This is a genomic window from Psychromonas sp. MME2 (assembly GCF_040566515.1).
GTDB lineage: Bacteria > Pseudomonadota > Gammaproteobacteria > Enterobacterales > Psychromonadaceae > Psychromonas.
On the sequence record NZ_JBEWXI010000013.1, the window covers coordinates 9,776 to 31,483 of the forward strand.

The 21,708-nt window shown below is 41.4% G+C and carries 19 protein-coding genes; 7 read left to right on the forward strand and 12 right to left on the reverse strand.

Translation table 11 applies throughout. The features are described 5' to 3' along the window. Positions 1-7 precede the first annotated feature (7 nt). The 11 genes from AB1A03_RS14435 to AB1A03_RS14485 all read right to left on the reverse strand — a co-directional run bounded on the left by AB1A03_RS14435 (position 8) and on the right by AB1A03_RS14485 (position 15,500). Complete coding sequence (locus AB1A03_RS14435; RefSeq protein ID WP_354625335.1) at positions 8-2,425, reverse strand: PfaB family protein; 2,418 nt, start codon at positions 2,423-2,425, stop codon at positions 8-10. Then, complete coding sequence (locus AB1A03_RS14440; protein WP_354625336.1) at positions 2,415-3,752, reverse strand: KR domain-containing protein; 1,338 nt, start codon at positions 3,750-3,752, stop codon at positions 2,415-2,417. The genes AB1A03_RS14435 and AB1A03_RS14440 overlap by 11 nt, the downstream gene beginning before the upstream one ends. Further along, positions 3,746-8,563: a phosphopantetheine-binding protein gene (locus tag AB1A03_RS14445; protein ID WP_354625374.1), complete on the reverse strand. Its 4,818-nt coding sequence runs from the start codon at positions 8,561-8,563 to the stop codon at positions 3,746-3,748. The genes AB1A03_RS14440 and AB1A03_RS14445 overlap by 7 nt, the downstream gene beginning before the upstream one ends. Next, positions 8,445-9,935: a beta-ketoacyl synthase N-terminal-like domain-containing protein gene (locus AB1A03_RS14450; RefSeq protein ID WP_354625337.1), complete on the reverse strand. Its 1,491-nt coding sequence runs from the start codon at positions 9,933-9,935 to the stop codon at positions 8,445-8,447. Before AB1A03_RS14450 ends, AB1A03_RS14445 begins: the two co-directional genes overlap by 119 nt. A 93-nt stretch (positions 9,936-10,028) precedes the next feature. After that, positions 10,029-10,847, reverse strand: a complete 819-nt coding sequence (locus tag AB1A03_RS14455) for a helix-turn-helix domain-containing protein (RefSeq protein WP_354625338.1) — start codon at positions 10,845-10,847, stop codon at positions 10,029-10,031. A gap of 213 nt (positions 10,848-11,060) precedes the next feature. After that, the gene (locus AB1A03_RS14460; protein ID WP_354625339.1) at positions 11,061-11,321 is read right to left on the reverse strand and encodes a Txe/YoeB family addiction module toxin; all 261 of its coding nucleotides are present in this window, start codon (positions 11,319-11,321) and stop codon (positions 11,061-11,063) included. After that, positions 11,318-11,569 (reverse strand): type II toxin-antitoxin system Phd/YefM family antitoxin, encoded by a 252-nt coding sequence (locus tag AB1A03_RS14465; protein WP_354625340.1) that lies wholly within the window; start codon positions 11,567-11,569, stop codon positions 11,318-11,320. Before AB1A03_RS14465 ends, AB1A03_RS14460 begins: the two co-directional genes overlap by 4 nt. Positions 11,570-11,768: 199 nt before the next feature. Then, positions 11,769-13,484 (reverse strand): ATP-dependent nuclease, encoded by a 1,716-nt coding sequence (locus AB1A03_RS14470; RefSeq protein WP_354625341.1) that lies wholly within the window; start codon positions 13,482-13,484, stop codon positions 11,769-11,771. A gap of 244 nt (positions 13,485-13,728) precedes the next feature. Then, positions 13,729-14,589 carry a zinc ribbon domain-containing protein gene (locus AB1A03_RS14475; protein ID WP_354625342.1) on the reverse strand — a complete coding sequence of 287 codons (861 nt, stop codon included), beginning with the start codon at positions 14,587-14,589 and terminating at the stop codon, positions 13,729-13,731. 75 nt (positions 14,590-14,664) lie between these two features. Then, a complete protein-coding gene (locus tag AB1A03_RS14480) occupies positions 14,665-14,937 on the reverse strand; it encodes a hypothetical protein (protein ID WP_354625343.1) in 273 nt (90 codons plus the stop codon). A 167-nt stretch (positions 14,938-15,104) separates the two neighbouring features. Beyond that, positions 15,105-15,500: a hypothetical protein gene (locus tag AB1A03_RS14485; RefSeq protein ID WP_354625344.1), complete on the reverse strand. Its 396-nt coding sequence runs from the start codon at positions 15,498-15,500 to the stop codon at positions 15,105-15,107. A 262-nt stretch (positions 15,501-15,762) separates the two neighbouring features. Here AB1A03_RS14485 and AB1A03_RS14490 point away from each other — a divergent pair, with 262 nt between their 5' ends. Both AB1A03_RS14490 and AB1A03_RS14495 read left to right on the forward strand, forming a co-directional pair. Beyond that, the gene (locus AB1A03_RS14490; RefSeq protein ID WP_354625345.1) at positions 15,763-16,191 is read left to right on the forward strand and encodes a hypothetical protein; all 429 of its coding nucleotides are present in this window, start codon (positions 15,763-15,765) and stop codon (positions 16,189-16,191) included. Between the two features lie 35 nt (positions 16,192-16,226). Beyond that, complete coding sequence (locus AB1A03_RS14495; RefSeq protein ID WP_354625346.1) at positions 16,227-16,754, forward strand: hypothetical protein; 528 nt, start codon at positions 16,227-16,229, stop codon at positions 16,752-16,754. A 59-nt stretch (positions 16,755-16,813) separates the two neighbouring features. Here the strand turns inward: AB1A03_RS14495 and AB1A03_RS14500 are convergent, their stop codons facing one another. Then, positions 16,814-17,905, reverse strand: coding sequence for a linear amide C-N hydrolase (locus AB1A03_RS14500; protein ID WP_354625375.1), 1,092 nt, complete (start codon positions 17,903-17,905; stop codon positions 16,814-16,816). Positions 17,906-18,444: 539 nt separating this feature from the next. Between AB1A03_RS14500 and htpX the strand changes: the two genes are divergently transcribed. The 5 genes from htpX (at position 18,445) to AB1A03_RS14525 (ending at position 21,685) form a co-directional block, all read left to right on the forward strand. After that, entirely contained in the window at positions 18,445-19,320 is an 876-nt protein-coding gene (gene htpX, locus AB1A03_RS14505) for a protease HtpX (RefSeq protein ID WP_354625347.1), read from the forward strand. 199 nt (positions 19,321-19,519) lie between these two features. Beyond that, on the forward strand, positions 19,520-19,666 hold the full coding sequence (locus AB1A03_RS14510; protein WP_354625348.1) for a hypothetical protein: 147 nt from the start codon (positions 19,520-19,522) through the stop codon (positions 19,664-19,666). Next, the gene (locus AB1A03_RS14515; RefSeq protein ID WP_354625349.1) at positions 19,632-20,222 is read left to right on the forward strand and encodes a spondin domain-containing protein; all 591 of its coding nucleotides are present in this window, start codon (positions 19,632-19,634) and stop codon (positions 20,220-20,222) included. The genes AB1A03_RS14510 and AB1A03_RS14515 overlap by 35 nt, the downstream gene beginning before the upstream one ends. Before the next feature lie 10 nt (positions 20,223-20,232). Next, entirely contained in the window at positions 20,233-20,934 is a 702-nt protein-coding gene (locus tag AB1A03_RS14520; RefSeq protein WP_354625350.1) for a spondin domain-containing protein, read from the forward strand. A gap of 55 nt (positions 20,935-20,989) precedes the next feature. Then, positions 20,990-21,685 carry a response regulator transcription factor gene (locus AB1A03_RS14525; protein ID WP_354625351.1) on the forward strand — a complete coding sequence of 232 codons (696 nt, stop codon included), beginning with the start codon at positions 20,990-20,992 and terminating at the stop codon, positions 21,683-21,685. Positions 21,686-21,708: the final 23 nt, after the last annotated feature.

Genomic DNA, 21,708 nt, shown 5'->3' on the forward strand with positions numbered 1-21,708 from the left:
AATTCTCTTAATATTTTTGTAATGGTTGAATGACTGAGCCATAAAAAAAACTGTCGACATTAATCTTGATGCCAAGGCTGAGTAATTTTGCAATTGCACGCATTAGAGTGAGTTGTTCACTCGCTCCTTTCGCATTCACGGAAACGGCTAAATAGTCGTTAACCTTGGCGTGCTGACATATTTTATCTGTCCAGTTCGTTAATGAACTGCCAGCCCCCATCTCCACAAACACGCGACAGCCTTGTTGATAGAGGGTATTAATTAAACGCGGAAAATCCACCTGTTCACAGAGGCATTTACTAATGCTCATTGCAATCGCTTTGCTGTGTTGCGGTACGGGCAGATAATAGGCGCTGGAATACATTTTACAGTTTTTCTTGTGCGCTACATCGAGCGTATATAAACGTTGCATATTGTCATACTCGCTATAGGCAGGTGGACAATGGATGGCATTCGCCACCTGCAATGCAATAGCGCGTTGCCCTAAACGTTGGCAAACTGCGCGGCAATCTTCGGGATAACCTGCGATAACAAGACTATCGGGGCTGTTAATAATGGTGATATAAACACGATCCGTCACTAATAATACCTGTTCGACTTGTTCGACGTTTGCTTTGACACTGTAACTTTCCCATATCGGAGTATCGCCAACATCGCTTAGTTGCCAATGTTCACGAATGGCGGCTAACTCCCCTGCTAAACGCTGTTTAAAGGTTGTGCTATGGTGCAAACGCTGGCTCATTAACTGTGGATTTTGCCAACAATCGAGTGCCGTAAACATACTCACTTCGCCCATACTATAGCCGCAGGAAAAGTCAGGCTGAACAGTAAAGACCTGTGTGAATATTTTACTGACCATTGACGCATAGGCGATACCACACTGAGCGATATTAGCGAGTTCATTACGCAGCGCTAAATCGTACTCCTGTCGCTGCTTAAAAGTTAAAGGGGTGAGCGATCGCGGATAGAGAAGCCGTTCCTGCAAGGTGGCGCCGAGATCATCGACCATCGCCGTAACCATTGGGTATATTTGCGGAAAAAGCTGTAATAATTGACGCCCTAAACCTAAATAACTCGCCCCAATACCGGGATAGGTAAAAGCGATTTTTTGCGCGTTATGGATAGGCTGTGCGCTAAAATAACTGCCCTTCGGGGTTTTCCACTCGCGATGATGCGCAAATGCTTCGCCCACACCATCAACAGCAAGGGTTAATTCTTTGTGTAGCGCAGCCTTACTTTGTGCAACCAACACTAATTTATACCGACCTTGCTGGCTATTTTCATAGAGAGATCGCGCTAGCGTTTTCAAGTTATATGCATCAAGGCCGTCGATAAGGGAGATGATCTGCTTTGTTAATTGCGCCTCGCTATCGGCGCTAATAATAAACAGCGATAGATCACTATGGGCATTAAAACCATTAGTGCGCACACCTTGATGGTCATTTTCTTTTAACAATAGGTGACTGTATTGCGTTGATGAAAGACAACTGTAAGCCATATAACGCGGAGATTTATCTGCATTTGCAAAGGCGGTGGCAGGCGCATTAAAAATATAAAAAGGGGAATCTAGCCATGCGCTCAATTGTGCCGCAATAGGTGCACTCCACTCTTTTATAGCGGGTCGATAACGTAGTTGCAGCGCTAATACACAATGCAATAGGCCAAATAGTTGTGATAACGCACCATTGTCACCCAAGACACTTTTACTACAGGTTATGCCCGTGTGTAAGGTTGTACCATTTGTATAGCCCTTGATAACTCCCGTCGCTTCTAATTGTGCGAAAGGCGATTGTGCAGGGGCAGTCACTTCTATTGCGCTAACTTGTTCGCGACTTATCTGCGCCTGTTGCAATGATTGTTTAATAATCTCATCAAGAGGCTTAGTAAGATCACGGCTACTGACCGCCGCGGCAATAACGCCATATTGATAGGCGTTAAGGCGTGCAGCAAGGTCAAGGCTGGAGAGTAGTAACGCACAAAAACCGAGACTCGCCCCATACCCAGTAAAATCATCGGCAAAACTGATCGTTGCTTTCTCTTGCTGAACACTATTTACGGCATCCATATTCGCAGCAATCAATAATACCGCTAGCGGTTGCTGCTCTATTAACCCTTGCGCAGCGTGTAACGCATCGCCTAAATTGGCCAGGTTCTGGCTGCTCGCATATTCTCTTGCATCACTAATCACCAGATCACCAATAACGATAATGGCGACTTGTTTAGCTGTGATCCTACCCTGCTGTAAAACTCGCGTGATAGCACTATGGCATAAATCACCAACATCTCGCGGCACATCTGCGATGGGGCGTTGACAATCGCCATTGTATAAAGCCGTTGCGACCTGATCAATACAGGGCAAATCAGGCGTACAAGCATCGCAACCGATGATTGCCATATGACGAGTGAGGCAATAATTATCTGTCATGGTTTACATCGTTTTTTACAGTCGCCGCTGTAAATAGATTGTTTAAATTTTCACTGCAAGTGACCGTTACTCCTCGTACCTCTGCCAATATTTTTTTATCGGCGGCAATTAAACAAACATCACCAACTACCTTGCTGCCCTGCTGCTCGGTGATGGTTAATAGTAAATAAAATGGTTGCCCGAGTGTAACTTCATCATAGACAGTCCAGCTTAGGGTCGCAGAAGGTAAACTGCCTAAACCGAGTTGTTGACGCACCCAAACTAGCATTGCTTGATACACCAAATCATTAGCAAAAATATTACTAGTGTGTAACGCAAATTCGCCGCTTAAATCGCTAACCATCGCATCAATTTGGCAACTTAAAATTAGGCCATTTTGATCACACTGATTGACTGCTTGAATACCCTGCAAACTTGGGCCATGAAATAATGTCCCATTCCGGTAAAGTTGCGTCGCTGACGACTGTTTATCAATAATCAAATCGGGTAGTTGAGCGTTATATGTCAACAACGGTAACCGTTTTTTAGCCAACAGGAGTATTGCTGCATAGTTGAATACCACCTTACCAGCGCCATTGTCACTGCAAATTTTAGCTGCAATAGTCAACTGGTCGGGCGTTTCCTGCTGCCATGTTAGTTCGATAATATAATCGCCACTTTCATTACCATCAAAAACAATCCCCTTAAATAGTTGATAATTTTGCAAACCTAAATAGTAATAATCAGGGTAAGTTTGCAAGGCTGTCTCAACCATCATGGCAATGGCACAAACGGTTGGAAAAACCGCATTACCAGCAATTTGATGATCCTTTAAAAAAGCATTGTTAGCCGCTAAAAGAGATTTAGTGAAGCGACTAACTAAGGGCTTTTTTGCGCTATTTTCCTGATTATTGGCAGGTTCACCGCCCATGTCATTACCCACTAAAATCTGCACACAGCGGTTGCTGTCGGCTGCCATTTCGCTGGCAAATAACTCAGCCCCGGCATCCAGTGGAATAATATACACACCGCGATCATTAAACATGCGTTTTAGTTCAGCCGTAACCATTCCGCCATCCCAAGGGCCCCAATTAAAACTTAACACCTGCGCCGTTGGATGTAAGGCTTTAAAACGGTAAGCGGTTTTATTAAGAATATCGTTGGCAATGGCATAATCGGACTGTCCGGGATTACCGTAAAAACCAGCCGCCGAGGAGAATAAAACCAAGTGTTGTAGTTTATCCTCATCACAGCAAGCGAGTAACGAAAGTAACCCATCTATTTTTGTACGGTATACCGCATCAAAATCCGCCAAGGTTTTTTGCTCAATCAATTTATCCGCTAACACGCCAGCACCGTGAATAATACCGCTAATATCCCCCAAAGATCGGTAATAGGTGAAACGGCATCCATTACGCTGTGCGCATCTGTGACATCGGCACTAACATACTCCGCCAAGCCGCCTGCATCGTCAATCGCCTGTAAGGTCTGTTTTATTTCGCGGTTGGCAAGAATAGGTTTTACCAGCGCTGCCACACTGTTCGGTGTTGCTTTTTCACCCGTGGCAATAATAGCTTGCATCGCCGCTTTTTTCAGTTCGACCTCATCCAAAACGTCGTTAGCCCAAGTAGGCTCTTCACTCTGATAGTGCGAACGTCCTAGGAGGATAAATTTTGCTCGATACTTTTGCGCAAGGCGAATAACACAGTGTGCGGTCACCCCCTTCGCTCCACCACTGACTAAAAAAAGTGAATTTTGATCAATACTATTACCTGAGTTTAATGCATAACTGTCAGTCGACTCTGCCACTAAGGTTAAACGGCCATTATGGTTGAATCCGACCTCAACATGGCTGCAATCACTATCATTAAGTTCTTCAATAATCAGTTTGGCAACTTTATCGCCACTAAACTTCGTTGCGATATCAATGGCACGACAAAATACCCTTGGCCATTCATGGTTAAGGGTTTTGACTAAACCTGTTAATCCACTTTGCACAAGGTCGGCATCTAATTCATTTTCATCAACGCCGAAAGCACCGCCCTGACGCGTTAAAACGACAAATGAAGACCGGGTATCATTATGATTGTTTTGCGCTAATCCTGATAATTTTGCTAATAAGAAAGCAAGTTGTAATCCCTGTTTACTCTTTTCTGGATACTCAAGCCCTGCAATTGCTTGCTTAGGGTGCAGATAGATAACACTCGTCCAACTCGTTTGGGTTGCTAAAATGGCACTGACCTCTTGCTCACTTAACTCTTCCAAGGGCATAACAATGACCTTATCGACGAAGGATTTTGTACTTGTCGCTTTAACCCACGCAGGTTGTAAGAGCGTTACCGCCCAACCAAGTTGCGTTAATTGCTCCGCTAAACGCACGGTACAACCTTCGCCATCATCCACCAATAACAGGTTTTCTCCGTTGACATTGCTCTCTATTTTATTCACGGGAGCAAGGTGTTTAACGGTAACAATCGCACTCGGCGCTGGCTGAAAATCATTTACACGGCGATCAAGCTGCTCATCAATCTTTGCTAGCAATGGTTGTTTGGGCGTATCACCTGCACCACTTACAGCTGCCATGTAAGCAACGATATCAGCCAGCGTGCGCTGTTCGGCTAACGCTTCTGCATTGAGCTCAGGGAGATCCGTTATTTCATCCTGCACTGCGCCCAATATTTCTACACGTTTGATGGAATCGATGCCTAAATCCGCTTCCATATCCATACTTAGCTCTAACATCTCTACGGGATACCCCGTTTTATCGGCGACCACAGAAAGCATGACAGATTGGATTTTATCGCTATCAATTGATGCCGCTGTTTGTGGTGCAGCTACCGTTGCATTCACAGCAACGCTGCCTGCACATTGGTTCATGTAGGCAACAATTTCAGCCAGTGTGCGCAGCTCTGCTAACGCTTCTGCATTGAGCTCAGGGAGATCCGTTATTTCATCCTGCACTGCGCCTAATATTTCTACACGTTTGATGGAATCGATGCCTAAATCCGCTTCCATATCCATACTTAGCTCTAACATCTCTACGGGATACCCCGTTTTATCGGCGACCACAGAAAGCATGACAGATTGGATTTTATCGCTATCAATTGATGCCGCTGTTTGTGGTGCAGCTACCGTTGCATTCACAGCAACGCTGCCTGCACATTGGTTCATGTAGGCAACAATTTCAGCCAGTGTGCGCAGCTCTGCTAACGCTTCTGCATTGAGCTCAGGGAGATCCGTTATTTCATCCTGTACTGCACCTAATATTTCTACACGTTTGATGGAATCGATGCCTAAGTCCGCTTCCATATCCATACTTAGTTCAAGCATTTCTACGGGATATCCGGTTTTATCGGCAACCACGGCGAGCATGACAGATTGGATTTTATCGCTATCAATTGCTGTCGCTGTTTGTGGTGCTGCTACCGTTGCATTCACAGCAATAGTGCCTGCACATTGGTTCATGTAATCAACAATTTCAGCCAGTGTGCGCAGCTCCGCTAAGGCTTCTGCATTGAGCTCAGGGAGATCCGCTATTTCATCCTGCACTGCGCCTAATATTTCCACGCGCTTAATGGAATCGATGCCTAAATCCGCTTCCATATCCATACTTAATTCTAACATCTCTACGGGATAACCCGTTTTATCGGCGACCACGGCAAGCATGACAGATTGGATTTTATCGCTATCAATTGATGCTGCTGTTTGTGGTGCTGCTACCGTTGCATTCACAGCAACAGTGCCTGCACATTCGTTCATGTAGTCAACAATTTCAGCCAGTGTGCGCAGCTCCGCTAACGCTTCGGGATTAAGCTCAGGGAGATCCGTTATTTCATCCTGTACTGCCCCTAATATTTCTACACGTTTGATGGAATCGATGCCTAAGTCCGCTTCCATATCCATACTTAGCTCTAACATTTCTACGGGATAACCGGTTTTATCGGCGACCACGGCGAGCATCACATTTTCTATCGCTTTTGTATCAATGACTGGAGCCACTGGCTCGGCAACGACAGGTGTAACGGTCGGCGTGACATTGATTATGGTGCTATGGGTTTTCGCCAATTGCTCTGCAATTGAGAGCGTAGCACTATTATTAACAACTGGTTCGACAGAATGTACTTTCGCGCTAGTTGAATTAACCGTGTGGGCTACGCCGATGTTATCACTCGCAGTGACGCTTGGTAATTCCGCCAACACCTTCTGCATGTTCTCTGTCTGACTATTTAAGTAACTTTCATGCACACGTAGCGTTTCAGACTGATATTGATGATACATAGAGAGCGTTTTATCTAAACTCTCGGGGAGTGCTTGCGTTCCACTTTGGATCAATAAAAGATCTTGATAGGTTTTTGCATACTCCTGTGGACCTTGCATAAACTCTTGATGTACGTCTAATAATTGGCTCTGTTGATGGATCAGCGCAGCCACACTTTGCTCAACCGATTTAACTAACTCACTGTTATTAGCATGAGTCGTCTCCGAGGTTTCAAAGGGTGTACCATCTGCATTGACATAAACAATTTTTTCAACGACTTTTTCTACAATAACTTCCTTAACGACAACCTTTTCCTGTTGCGCTGCAGAAGTGATTTGCCAGCCATCATTTAAGGCATCGCTGAATGCTTGTTTCGCTTTCGGGCTAACATAAGCCGCACCACTTAATTTCATCGCTAATGGTGATTTTTTAGGGGCAACAGTTGGGCGAGCAACTGCATTATATGGGTCAATCGTGGTCAGTGGCAGCCCTAATACAGCCATTTGCAATGCCGCTAAACGTAATTGCAAATCGGCAGATTGTTTAGGGTTACTATTAATCGCGATGGTTGTCACATCATCTTTATCGGCAAGAATATTATCGACTAATCGGCTCAACACATTTTTAGGCCCAAACTCGACAAAAATACGTCCACCCGCGCTGTAAATATTATCTATCTCTTCCTTAAATCGCACTGATTGTAGTATATGATTTTTTAGACTCTGTTTAATTGCATCGCCATCGTTTTCGTGCAGCTGCGCAGTGCCATTACTAAATACGGGAATGACAGGAGAATGAAACTCAACGCTATCGATGACTTCGGCAAAGGGTTGTTGGGCATGGTTAACTAACTGCGTATGAAAAGCACCAGAAACAGGGAGTGCCACCACTTTAAAGCCTTGTGCCTGTAGTGCGCTTGTTGCGCTGGCGATCTGCGCCGTTGCGCCCGCTACGACAACTTGATTATTGGCGTTGTAATTAGCAATGGTAATATCGGCAAATGCCTTTATCGCATCGGCAATGAGATCCGGATCTCCCACGACCGCGATCATGGTGCCTGCATCAAAATCATTATCGAGCGGCGCAGCCATCGCTTCACCTCGACTGCGTGCCAAACGCATATAATCAGCATCACTGACGACACCCGCCGCCCACAGTGCCGTTAATTCACCGAAACTGTGTCCTGCTGCAAAATCACTTTTAAAACCCGCTTGTTGCATGGTTTTATAAAGCCCCATACTGAATGCGCCAATGGCAGGTTGAGCAAACTGCGTTTGTTGTAACAGGCGCTGTTGCTCCTGACGTTGTTGCTCACTAAACACAGGAATAGGATACAAACAATGGGAAAGCTCTTCCCTGCCTGCTTGGCTAAATGCTTTATCCATCTCGGCCATGGTCGCTAACATAGGGGGAAAATTACAAACTAATTCACGCCCCATATTTAGGTACTGCGACCCTTGACCAGAGAAAAGAGAGACCACTTTGCCTGCACTTTCAAGAGCCGATTCACGGTAGTAAATTCCCGTTGGCAAACTCCACGCTTGGCTATTATCCGTGGCAAAACGTTTTACTATTTGTTCAATCGCGGCTTTAGCTTGCTGACTATTTTTTGCAGCAAAACCACAACGAGCTAATTCTTGCGCAGGTGTTGTGCAAGGATTTTCCTCTACTAAGGCATTAAACACAAATTGTGCAGCATCTTGATCTGTATCGAGTTTTTTAGCCCATTGCGTTAATTTACTAATCAATGCAGCTCTACTTTGCGCACTCACTAATATCGTTTCAGGCACCACATTTAAACGGTATGGTTCTGTTTGTGTTGCACGGTACTCTTCTAATACAAAATGGAAATTCGTGCCGCCAAAGCCAAACGAATCTAATACCAGCACGACGTTTAACACCGTCAACGCGAGGCATCCATGGGCGCGTCTCATTATTGATATATAGTGGCGTATTTTCGATATTAAGGTTTTGATTGGGTTTATCAACATTAATGGTCGCGGGCAACACTTTATGGTGAAGCGCGAGTGCGGCTTTAATTAAACCAGCAGTACCTGCCGCTGCCTTAGTGTGACCAACCTGTGACTTTACTGATCCTAACGCGATGTGCTGTTTGTGCTCATTATTCTCACTAAAGAGCAGATTTAATCCGCTAAATTCGGCGGCATCACCTGCTTTAGTGCCCGTTCCATGCGCCTCAATTAAGCCACAGGTTTTGGCATCAAAACCAGCATCGGCGTAGGCACGTTTTAATGCTTTCAACTGCCCTTCTGGTCGTGGTGCATAGATAGATTTAAAACGTCCATCGGAGGAGCTACCAATGCCTTTAATGACAGCATAAATTTTATCACCGTCGCGCTCAGCATCCGCTAAACGTTTCAACGCGACCATGCCAACCCCTTCACCAATCATCATGCCATTGGATTTTTCATCGAAGGGACGAATATCATCGCCATCGGTAAAGGCTGGCGTTTTTGAGAAAGACATATACATAAATGGCGAGTTATCACAGCAGATACCGCCAGAAATCATCATTTCCGAGCGATGCTCCAATAGGTCTGAAACAGCCATTTTTATCGCAGCTAATGAACCAGCACAGGCCGCATCAACGACACAGTTAGTACCGCCAAGATTAAAGCGGTTAGCAATACGCCCTGCGATAACATTACCCAACATGCCCGGAAATGAATTCTCTTCCCACGGAATATAGGCTTTCTTAAATTTATCAATAATGATTTCACGATCCGCGCCATTAACGCCAGAAGCCGCCAACACTTTATCTAAAACAGGACCTTGCAAGCGAGACATCAATTGCCCGCCCTGTTTCTGACCGCCGCCAACGCCTAATATAATGCCCATTTTATCGCGGTCGAAACTCGCTTCATCGGCAATTCCCGCATCGGCTAAGACATCGCGTGCCACGACTAACGACATCAACTGGGTAATATCCGTTAGTTCTAAAATATTCGGCGGCAGACCAAATTCCATTGGGTCAAAATCAATTTCAGGTAAAAAACCACCGCGCTTACAATAGCTTTTATCCGCTTCCTTTTTATCACTGGAGTAATAATCATCGATTGCCCAACGGTCTTCTGGCACATCTTGAATACCATTCACCGACTCGACAATATTATCCCAAAATTGGGAAAGGTTTTTACTCTCTGCAAAAACCGAGGCCATACCAACAATTGCTATCGGCGTCTCTTGTAAACGAGAATGAAACTGCTCATCAACAAGGGACGCGCTATTGTTCGTATTTTCTGTGTTTGACATGCTATTACTCCAGTTAGGATGCATTGCGTTATGCTTGATTTGTCTGCCCCTTATCGGGTTCAGAGCAAGCTAACGGCTTAAAATTTAATCTATTTATTCTTTATCGAGCAAACTAAAACGGCTGATAAACTCCGTATAGTTAGCCACTAATACGCGGCGAATATGAAAAGGTGCCTTATGTAAAACGTGCTTCATATAGCGTCTCGCAGCATTTTTCTCACCGTCACTATAGAGATCGACATAAACCCACTTTCCTTCGGGATCATTGGCAACTAACAATCGATATTGCGGCTCGTTGCTGGAAAACGTTGGTAAAACAGTCACATTAACCTGTACCACATCTAAATTGCTTAAGGGCGTTGATTTCGCATGCAATGCATATTCAGCCAACTCACTGGTTTGCTGTGTTAATAAGGGCTTTGCCGCACTTTTATTACGCACCTGATTTAGCACATCAGACATCGCCTGTGGGGAAATGGGCGCAGTGATCACCGTGTTCGATTCATTCTCTGCGATATCAACCACCACGAAATCATCACTCAGCTCATCTGTCGGTAAGGGATCCATATCCGCAAGCTTTGATACACCATGCCGCTTTAAACAACGTTGCAATCCTGCACGAGAGGTATCTTCATTAATAAAGTGCTTACATACACTTAATAACTCATCCAACGACAGTTTTAAACGGGTACGCAAATGGACAACCGCGAACTCCTGCGCCGCACTTAATGTGGTGTGTAACTGTTTGGGAATGTGTGAGGCATCATGATTATCGCTACGTTTACGCCATTTACGCACGGTCGCTTCTGATATTTTCAATAGGCGCGCTAAAACCGCCGTAGGAAGATCGGATTGATGTATAAAAGCTCGCATTTCAGGTGTTGTAGTGGCGTTTTTATGCTGTTTAGACATTTAAATTTAATATATGTATGACGTGATAATCGATTGCGAGCTAATATACACAGGTATCACCCCCTATACAATCAGCCGATACTTAGATTTTAAATATTTTTAATAAATAGTGAGTTAGCATCTGTTATATGAACAATTTACCTTCATTAACTTGCTTTAATTTGTAGGAGCGATGACTGCTATAAAAAATAGATTAAAGGATTGGCATCACCGTTATGTGCCGTAATGATATCGGAGCTGTGCAATTAGAATGGTGTTATCTTGATGCTTATAAACGATGCGATGTTCATCGTTTATTCGGCGAGACCAATACCCAGATAATCCATGCTTTAAAGGCTCAGGTTTACCAATACCTTCGTGGGGAGTTCTTTGAATATCTTTAATAAGTAAGTTAATACGTTTTACTATTTTCTTATCGGTGGTTTGCCAATAAATGTATTGTTCCCAAGCTTTAGTTGAAAATGTTAGCTTCATTCTATTAGCTCCCTTTCAGTTCCATTGCCAGCCTCAAGTTCGGCAATAGACTCTAAAAGGTTTCTAGCGTTTGCAGGGGATCTAAGTAAATACGTTGTTTCTTGCATTGCGTTATAGTCTTCTAATGAGATCATAACAACAGGATCTTCACTTTTACGGGTAATAATAATTGGTGCGTGATCATTACAGACCTGCGCCATTGTATTGGCTAAATTTGCTCTAGCGGCTGTATAACTTATTGCATCCATATATAACTCCAAAGCGCTCATGTACGTTAATTGGTACAGTATAGAGTGTTGTCACATAACAAACAAGGATAGGCTTCTCGGGGTTTAGATCGGCGTTGGTATATCAGGGACATCCGAATATTTTATCCAAGTGTTTTATTGATTTACATCAATAAAACACTTGAATGTCCCCGATTACCATTACCATCAAAATGCCTTGTTATGTGCTTTCCTCTGTAACTAAACTAAGGAATTTTTCACATCGAAGTGAATCAGATACATTTAAAATGTCATTTGGATTCTTCTTCAATTCATTTTGAATATATTGTTTTGTTTTTCCAAGTAACTCTTTTCCAGGAGTAAACTCTTCACTGTAAGCTTCATACCATTCTTTCGCGAGATTACTTACTGTTGCAATATCAGTCTTATTAGATTTATTTAGGCTTAACTCCTGACGCTCTCTAAGTATAAAGTTAGATAATTTTCGAATCGCCTCTTCTTTAAGTTCCTCGATAAAGAGTGAATACTTGGCATTCGCGTCCTCAATTGACACACCATAAATTTGATTCAAATGAGACGGAACACAGAAATAATTTTCAACTTCTTGATATTTGGTCATGAAGAACAGCAACTCTCTTTTAGCACAGTCCTCAGCAAGTTTAAGTACCTCACAATCTGTATCAAGTTTTTGATCTCTATCTATATGAACAATGACTTTAACACCAGGAATTTGTTTCCTTACGAATCCTTGCAATATTTTTGCAAAATCGACCTTTGTACAGCCTTCATATGAATGTAATACAAACTCACTTTCGCTTAATCCATTAGCGATTAAGAATTTTTTAAGAAAGTGTTTCTTTTCTGAAACGTTATCAACTTTATCTTCGGTTACAATAATGTATTTAAGTTCTTTCTTAGAGAACAAGTAGTCTGCGTCTGCAGCCCCAATATCTAATAGTATATTACTCCCTTTGACTCCTGATATTGCATTCCCATTTTGAAAATGAACTACATTTGCTTTGTCTTCCAATGATTCGAGTATATATCTAGAGTGAGTAGAAAATACCACTTTTAATTCAGGGTTTTCACTCGTTCGTTTAACCAATTCGTTTGAAAGTAGTTTTTGCTTAGTTGGGTGGATATGAGAATCAGGCTCATCTAACAAAATAATCTTAGGATCGAAATATTCTATATATGCAAATATTTGTACAATTTGGAGTAAACCTGTTCCTACCGAATCAAGAGGCAACTTGACACTGTCACTGATTACATAAACATTTATAAATTCAGAAGCATGTTCATCAAATTCAACTTTTATATCTATTTTTTCATAAATTGAATTTACAGAGTCCTTAAACGATTCCCACTTTTGAGAGTCGTTGCTAATTGTGTATAAAATATTTCGTAGATAGTTATTGCTGTCTCCACGTGTAGCTGATTTTTTAACTGCTATTGGAACTTCATATTTTTCTAGAATTGGAATGCCTGCAATACCAGGAACATAAACACAATATGGCTTTTCAATTTCGCTTAACAAGTCACCAAGCTTCTTCCCCGTTAACATTGTGGTAAAACCACCATTTTTTCCTCGGGATATCTGTACAGTAGAAGTAACACCATTATTGAAAATAAACTCAATCCAACGTCTATCTTCTCTTCTTCTAGCACCAGCTAGAGGTTTACCGTGATACAAATATGCGATGTCATTTGTAGGTGTATACAAATATTCGCTAGAGTCTAATGATAGTGTCTTAGTTTTATCCTTGATCCAATTACCTTTTTTAAGTTTCAAGGTTTGGCAACTAGAAACAGCAAATTGAATCCCTTGAATAAAGCTACTTTTTCCCGAATTATTAGTCCCGATAAATATATTTAACGGTTCCAAATCGACAGAAACATCATTAATTTTTTTAAACTTCTTGATTTGTATTTTCATTTTCTAAACATTACTCTCTGAAGATACACTGGCACATAACGAAGCTGTAGAATTTCTTTTTTTCAGCCTGATTGTTTTAAATAAAAGACACAATAATTCATAATTTATTGATATTCAATTAAATATTCTGTTTTTAATAACGGACTGCTTACTAATCGGGGACATCCAAACCTTTTTATTGATCACGAAAATCTGGGATACCCACAACTTTCAGTAATATTAACCAGTAAAATGGAGCTACTATTTAATCGTAGGCGCCACACTTTCTACAATACTTTCCATGTATATAGGTTTTTTTATTACAATGCCCACATAACTTAAATTGCATAAAACCACATATTGGGCAAGCATTATTACCGCTTGGTAAATGGGCAGCACAATGTTGGCATTGTCCTTTAATAATACGTCGTTGAATGATTTTTTCAGGTGAAAATATTTTTTTCTGCATAAAGTAAATCAAAGCCATCGCAACCAAAACAGCAGCACCCATCATGACGTAATGCCATATTGCCACAAGCTTTAATGACTCGAGTAATGCAAATATATGCTTTAAAAGCTTTTTGGGCAGAATATCGTAAACCAACGTTATCAGCTTAAATATAACTGGTATAAATACGACAACTAGCAGATGAGATGAAACTAAACTTTGATATGGCCTGCTCGCGACGATACTTTTGGAATTCCATAGATAGAAGATGATGACAAGTGGCAGCAAAAAGATCATCTCCATCGCCAAACGCTTTGCTGGATACCAAAAATTTAAATCGCGTAATTCCTGTAAAAGGATATCCCTGTTGTTAGTAGACGAGTTGTCAATCACATTAAAAAACTCAATAACATGTTGATTCTGCATAAGCAGTGAAACCGATGCGGACTCATCATTTGCTAGGGTGTTAAGTTTTTTCGTTAAATGTACTACCTGATTTTTTAGCGAGACGGTGTTTTCTTTTACACTATTGTTATCAGCTATCTCCTCTAAAAGAGATGTATCATATGCCCCCTTTACACGATCAAGCTCAGATTTAACCTCAACGGATTGCTGTCTCAGTTTAAGCAATAGATTTAAGCTGCTAGACAACGTTTTGTTCGCTTCAATTACATCCAATCGCGTTGCTATCGACTGACAGATAGGATGAATTTCTTGATCTCTGTGTTTTTCATCTATGTAAGTGTAATTACCTCAATCTCTTGCTACCATTTTTGCTGTGTGAATAAGTCTATTACTCTCATTCCACGCTTCATCAATCACAATATCTCGGCAATACTGAGGGACATATTCGTAGGGTGTTGTTAATTGACTTGTGTGGTCATCTAAGCCTTGAAAAATTGACATTAAAATGAATAAATCAAGAAACAGTACAATTACTAACACACTCTTCCCTATCGGTTGATTATTTAGGCTAGTCAGTGCGCACTTAACTTTATTCACTCTATTTCTTATATTTATCAGCATGATACTTCCTTGTATAGCAAAAAACTGTTGAGCTTATGAGATAGGATACTGGCACCACTTAAAGATTTTGGCCAGTCTTGTACTGCATTTGCTAGTCAATGAGAGTTTATAAAGAAGTTGCTCCCGATTACTGTGGCATTGCGAAAGTTTTCTCTTCGTTCAACCAATTACTCAACCTCATGCACCTGAATACACTTGTTGTTAATATCGTAAGCCAAACACGCCCAAGTTGAACCGTTAATTTTGATCGCCTTTGGGGCTTTTTTTAGGTCAAACAGACAACGCAGTGGCACTGTATCGTTATCGCATTCATTCGGCTTTTTGTCGGTATAATTAATCACTGCAACAGAATCACAGAGCCCATCCTCATTATATTTGGAACAAAACCACTCTTGATTGTTCCAGACTATTTTATCTGGATTCCACGCCCTATTTTTATTAAAAACGCAAGGGCAAGGAACATCGCCGGTTTTCCCAACCATGTTCTTATCTTTAGCGTTAGCAAAAAAACTAGAAAAAGAAATTACACTAATAAAAAGTAATAATAGGGGGGATTTTTTCATTATATCTTCCATTTGCAGCAAAAAAATAAGTATAAATACAATCAGAGCAACAATGTTTGATTTGATACAGGTAATAACCATTAGTTGCTCTAGGCTTAGGCTATAGATGAAAATTTAAGCCATGGAGAGGATGATTCAATGCTTTTTTTATCAAAAAATGTGCTAGGGTCTGTTTATCTTTCGAGTTTATTTTGTTTTTAGATGAATTTTCTATTAACTCTTTTTAAAACAGACCTTATATTGGTTAGCAATTGGAATTACGATGAAATTTCGCTCTCTTTTTTTGCCCTTGGTACTGCTATCTCCGCTCGCCTTAAGTGCTCCCAATCACTTACTTAAACATGTTAAGGGATTAAGTCGTGATTACTACTATATTGATTTTAGTCGTGACGCTTTGAGTTATAAACACAAGGATATGGTCGGGGGCGAACATGAAAAACACTATCTATTATTGGGCTTTGAGGGTGATCGTTTTAAGGTAGTCATTCAATCTGAAAGTAGCGATGTCGGCTATGTAATGCCTGATGATAGTTATATTGTTGAGTCCAATATATGGAATGAAAAAGAGCAGCGTATGACCATAACGGTAGTGGTTATTTCGCAGCAAACCTGGGTTGACATCTCTTTTTCTGCTTACCCTTTTGCTGAGTATCAGCTTGACGTATCAAAGCTAACTACATCCAAATTTTAATATTCAAATAATTTTTATTCAGTGGAAACTTGTTAATGAAAGATCCTTTTTTAGTGAATCAACACTTTAGTCACGATGAGTTAATACAGCAGTTGCTTAATTATCAATTTTCAGCTCCTATATACCACTCTGATGTTTTTGGTCATTTACAGGAAGAGATGCCGCTTAATAATAGCTATAGCTTTTCTGAACTGATTAAACAATTAGAAATATTGCAACTCTGGCCTGATTTTAAGCGGCTATTAACGGGGCAATCTGAATCCTGGTTAATTGATTTCTCTTCTATGTTGCAAAGGGAAAGTACAACGGGAACGCTGCAATGCTTAGTTGAGTTGACTGATCTTTTTACAACTACGACACTGAGACTCAGCCATTTATTAACTGCGCATGAATGGCATTGGCAACAAGATTCATTACCGCTTATTGATACCATCATCAAACAATTAACGGCAATAAAAAAAGATATACAGCCTAAGACGACTGTAAGTGATGAAGTCGACTTTGAGATGATTCAACAGACACTCACCTATTTGAGTCGCATACGTGAGAGTGGTAGGCCGTAGAGCAGGAATATCCAAACCATTTATTAACATAGAGTTGGATATCCCTTATCTTGCTTGTATTACTCAATCGATTGGTCGTATATATCACCTTTAATATCTTTTAGGTGTGGGACCACATCACCACTCCAGCCTTGTTGGGCATAATTATCTATGCGCTTAATAACACGCACCGGTTGTCCCTTGGCAAAGTTATATCCTGCGAAATCAAAAAATACGTCAGAAGGGGCAATCAAAGACTTAAATCGGTAGTGTAAGTTGGTTAAGTCAGAGATCGTTTGGAAATAAGTAGCCGCCCCACCGTAAGTCTCTTGAGGATCTTTAAGTGTCGCCACTAATTGCTTAACCACTTCCCTATCTTCAGCTGGAGCAGGCAAACCAGCAGGCATTATTGAGGTACTGAGTGCTGAATACATAAAGCCATAGCCTGTTGCGGCATCATTATCCCTAGGTTTAGGTAGGTGACGCAGGAAAAAGTCTGAACGTACAAAGCGATCGTTAGCAGACCAGCTTACTGGCAACTGCTCCTGAGTCGCATCCTTATACTTAGCAGCGTTTTCCAGCTCCTTTTGGTAGGATGGCGGGTTAGTCAAAATACGATATTCCTTACCATGAAACACCGTAACAACACCATTTTGAATCTCAATAATTGCCGAGTCTCCTGTTGCATCTGCGATAGCAAGGTGCTTTGGTGTCGCATAACTAAAACCAGATCCCTTTTTTCCGACTACCGATACAATATGAACCTTATTTTTGATGGCATCAACAGCTTCAACAACCGTAGCAAAGTTATCCAGTGTGAAACTGACCCAATGATCCTCATCTAACTCTTTCTTCAATGTATTTGGCGCAATAGATTCATTGGCATCAACATAAAAGAGTGTGCGAGCAGTCAGTCCCACTTCATTCATCCCATCATTTGGAAAGCGGTTATTTGCATATGAGGCAACATTTCCATATTTAACCGTCCAATTGATTGATTTGCTTTTTTTAGTGGGATCAGCCGTCCCCCACCGTTTTATGCCGCGCGGTGTAGCCACGAATGTCGGATGTGAAGCGGTGACATAATCTTCATTACGGCCTACTATCATTAAATCTGGATTGGTATTCCAGAATATGCGCGTGCAAGCTCCGACTTCAGTTAAGAAAAAAATAGAAAGAAATGAAAATGTGCCAAGTAACTTAAACGGTTTTCACATTGATATCTCCTAAATCGTGTGATGATTGTAAATAAAATCAGCCTAAGCCACCAAGTATTAGCTGTACTAGCTGAATTTAACCAATTCGTTATCCATTACGTAATAGTAACTATAAATTTATATTTAGCTGTTTTTTGTATAAATCGTTTTATAATCAATGTGTTTTGACTGATCTACAGTAAATAATTAAAAATATCTAGATAATGCAAAGGAGCATGAATTTATGGTTAACTGGCATTTTTATTACAACTTTGTCACAACGGTGCCAATCCAAAAAAGGTGGAAAATCAACGATGAAGCAACGTTATGATTGTATATTAAACTTCAACGTTACAAAATAGATAAGCAATTGTTAAATAAGCAGTAATAATCTTTACAACGCGTTATTAACTAAAAAAATCAAAGCAAAGGTGAATTTTATTTTTATAAACACTTGAAAAACTATAAATTAGCCATATTATGTCTACACGAACATTTTCTTTTTTGAGGTATCTATGAAACGCATTGGCTTATTTTTACTAACTAACTTAGCAGTTATGTTGGTATTGGGTATTGTACTAAGTTTGGTCTTTAAATTTACGGGTTTAAACTCCAATAGCATGGGTGGATTGTTAGTCCTTGCTGCTGTGTTTGGTTTTGGTGGCTCATTTATCTCATTAGCAATGTCTAAATGGTTAGCAAAACGTAGTACGGGTGCAACCGTTATTACACAACCAAGCAATGCAACGGAAGATTGGTTACTGAAAACTGTAGCGGCTCAAGCCAAAAAGGTTGGGATACAGTGCCCCGAGGTTGCCATTTATGATGCACCCGATATGAATGCATTTGCCACGGGCATGAACAAAAACAATGCCTTAGTAGCTGTGAGTACGGGGCTGCTACACTCCATGACGCAGGATGAAGCGGAAGCGGTGCTCGCCCATGAAATTAGCCACGTAGCGAGTGGAGATATGGTCACCATGTCTTTAATTCAGGGCGTTGTGAATACCTTTGTTATCTTCATTGCACGCGTGCTTGGCGGTATCATTGATAATGCCATCAATAGTAATAGTGACTCTGAATCTGAAGGACGCGGGTTCGCCTATTACATTATCGTATTCGCTTTAGAGATGGTCTTTGGGGTCTTAGCAAGCACAATCGTAATGTACTATTCACGCCAACGTGAATTTAGTGCGGACTCCGGCGCTGCTAAATTAGTGGGTAAAGAGAAAATGATTGCAGCATTACAACGTTTACAAAAAGGGTCTGAGCCGCATCTAGACGGTACACTTATGGCCTTTGGTATTTCCGGTAAACGCAGCAGTGGTCTGTTTATGTCTCACCCACCACTAGAAGCACGAATTAGCGCACTGCAAAGCGCTATTTCATAGCATTTACTTTGAATTAATATAAAACCGTTATTTAATAAATAGCGGTTTTTTCATTTATCATCCCCCTATTTCGTTACTGCATGCAATAAAATCACTCTTTTCCCACTATCTCAATTTGGGATACTTTTGTGATAACTCTAGGCTCTCCTTGGGATATTTATTACTTAGACTGATCTCACTTACTAAAAAGGAGATAGTCATGAAATTCAAACAAACACTTACATCACTAACCGTTGCCTCTACCCTACTCGCTACGACTCAAGTTTACGCTGCTTTGATTGATATTGAATTGGTCAATCTCACGAAACTCAATGGCATTCACCCCCGTATTAATTGCAGCACATGATGATCAAAGCGCACTTTTCCATGTCGGAGAAGCTGCCAGTGACGCTTTACAAAAAATGGCCGAAGGGGGTGATACATCGCAGTTAAGTGCAGAGATAACCAACATGGGTGGCGTCACATTAGATTTAACCTCTGCGCCAACGTTAGCGGGTGTTACCTCAAGTGGTAATTTAGATACAGGCAGCAACATGTACCTCTCTTTAGGTGCGATGCTGTTACCGACAAATGATGGCTTTGTTGGTTTAGATAGCTGGAAGATCCCAACCCAAGCTGGCACTTATACCATTATGCTAAACGCATACGATGCGGGCACCGAAATTAACGATGAAATTATCAATGGTGGCGGCATGCTGGGTGTACAAGGTATTCCTGCAGATCCAAGTGGTCATGCAGGAACAGGAGGCAGTGGCGCAAGCAGCAGTGAAGGTAACCAAAGCGTGCATATTCATCCGGGTAATATTGGTGACAATGATCCGATGGGCGGGTTTTCCGACCTAAATAGTAGCGTCCATAGATGGCTAAACCCCGTTGCTAAATTAGTCATTACGGTTAAGTAAGGGGAGTGTCATGAAAAACATTAAAACGCACAAGCTTAACTATATTGCCTTAGTCGTTATGATCACTGCGCTATCAGCCTGTGGTGATAACAATGATAGCGACTATAACAATGACACCGCTATGCAGCCGTCCATTTATGATGTGACATTGACCAATATCACGCAGGGGCAAATATTTTCGCCACCAGCTTTAGCAACACATGCAGTCGGCATCTCCTTATGGCAAACAGGTTCACCTGCGAGCGTTGCCCTTGAGGCCTTAGCTGAAGGTGGCGATGCAAGCCAACTTATCGCCCTACCAGGGATCACACAAAGCCAAGTTAGCGATGCCCCCGTATTGCCGGGTGAGACGATGAACTGGACTGTTGAACTCAATGCCAACGAAGCACATGGTTTAACCCTTGCCACCATGTTAATCAATACCAATGATGGTTTTACTGGGTTAACTAACATGGATTTAAACTCACTGACACTAGGAGAAAGCTACCAAAAAATGTTAATGGTGTACGATGCGGGTAGCGAAATAAATGATGAGGTAGCAGTCCCAGGATCAGGAGGCGAAGGCTTTAATGCTAGCCGCGATGGCGATGTAAACAGAGTTTATGTCCATGCAGGGGTATTAACTGCACATGAACTTGCGGGTTCACTTTTACTACCAGAGCACAAATTTGATAATCCAGCGGCGAAAATAATTATCAAACGAGTGCAATAAAAAACCGCTTTAACCACTCTTATCTATATCAATGGATAAGAGTGGTTAAATAGTGATGAGAAAAAAAATATTATTGGTCGAGGATAATCGCGATATTGCAAATATTGTTTCCATTAACTTATCAATGCTCGATCTTAAAGTAATGGTTTTTCATGACGGCAGTGAAGCTTATAAACAGCTTAATCATGACTACGACCTTGCCATTTTTGACATTATGTTACCCGGTACAGATGGCCTTAAATTATGTAAAAGATTACGCCAGTTACAACCTGATATCCCCATTATTATGCTCACAGCAAAGTCCTCAGAGCTGGATATAGTGACGGGGTTAGAAAACGGTGCCGATGATTACTTAAGCAAACCCTTTTCCGTTTTAGAGCTACAAGCAAGGGTGAAAGCACATTTACGCCGTAGCGACAATAAAGCGGCAAAAGAGGAAGCGAGTAAAGCTGTATTAGATTTTCACACTCTGCATATTAACCCTAATCTATATCAAGTCACGCTTACCGATCAGGTTATCGACTGCAGCGTCAAAGAGTTTGAGCTGCTTTACTTTTTAGCACAACAGCCACATCGGGTATTCAGTCGCGAACAGTTACTTAGTGAAATATGGGGGTGTCGTCATGAAGGGTCTGCACACACAGTGAATTCGACGGTGAATCGGTTACGTTCAAAATTAGAAAAAGATCCCGCCAACCCATTCTGGCTGAAAACCGTTTGGGGAGTGGGTTATAAATTTTCCCACGAATAGCGTTGCTGATTGTAAATTTATCA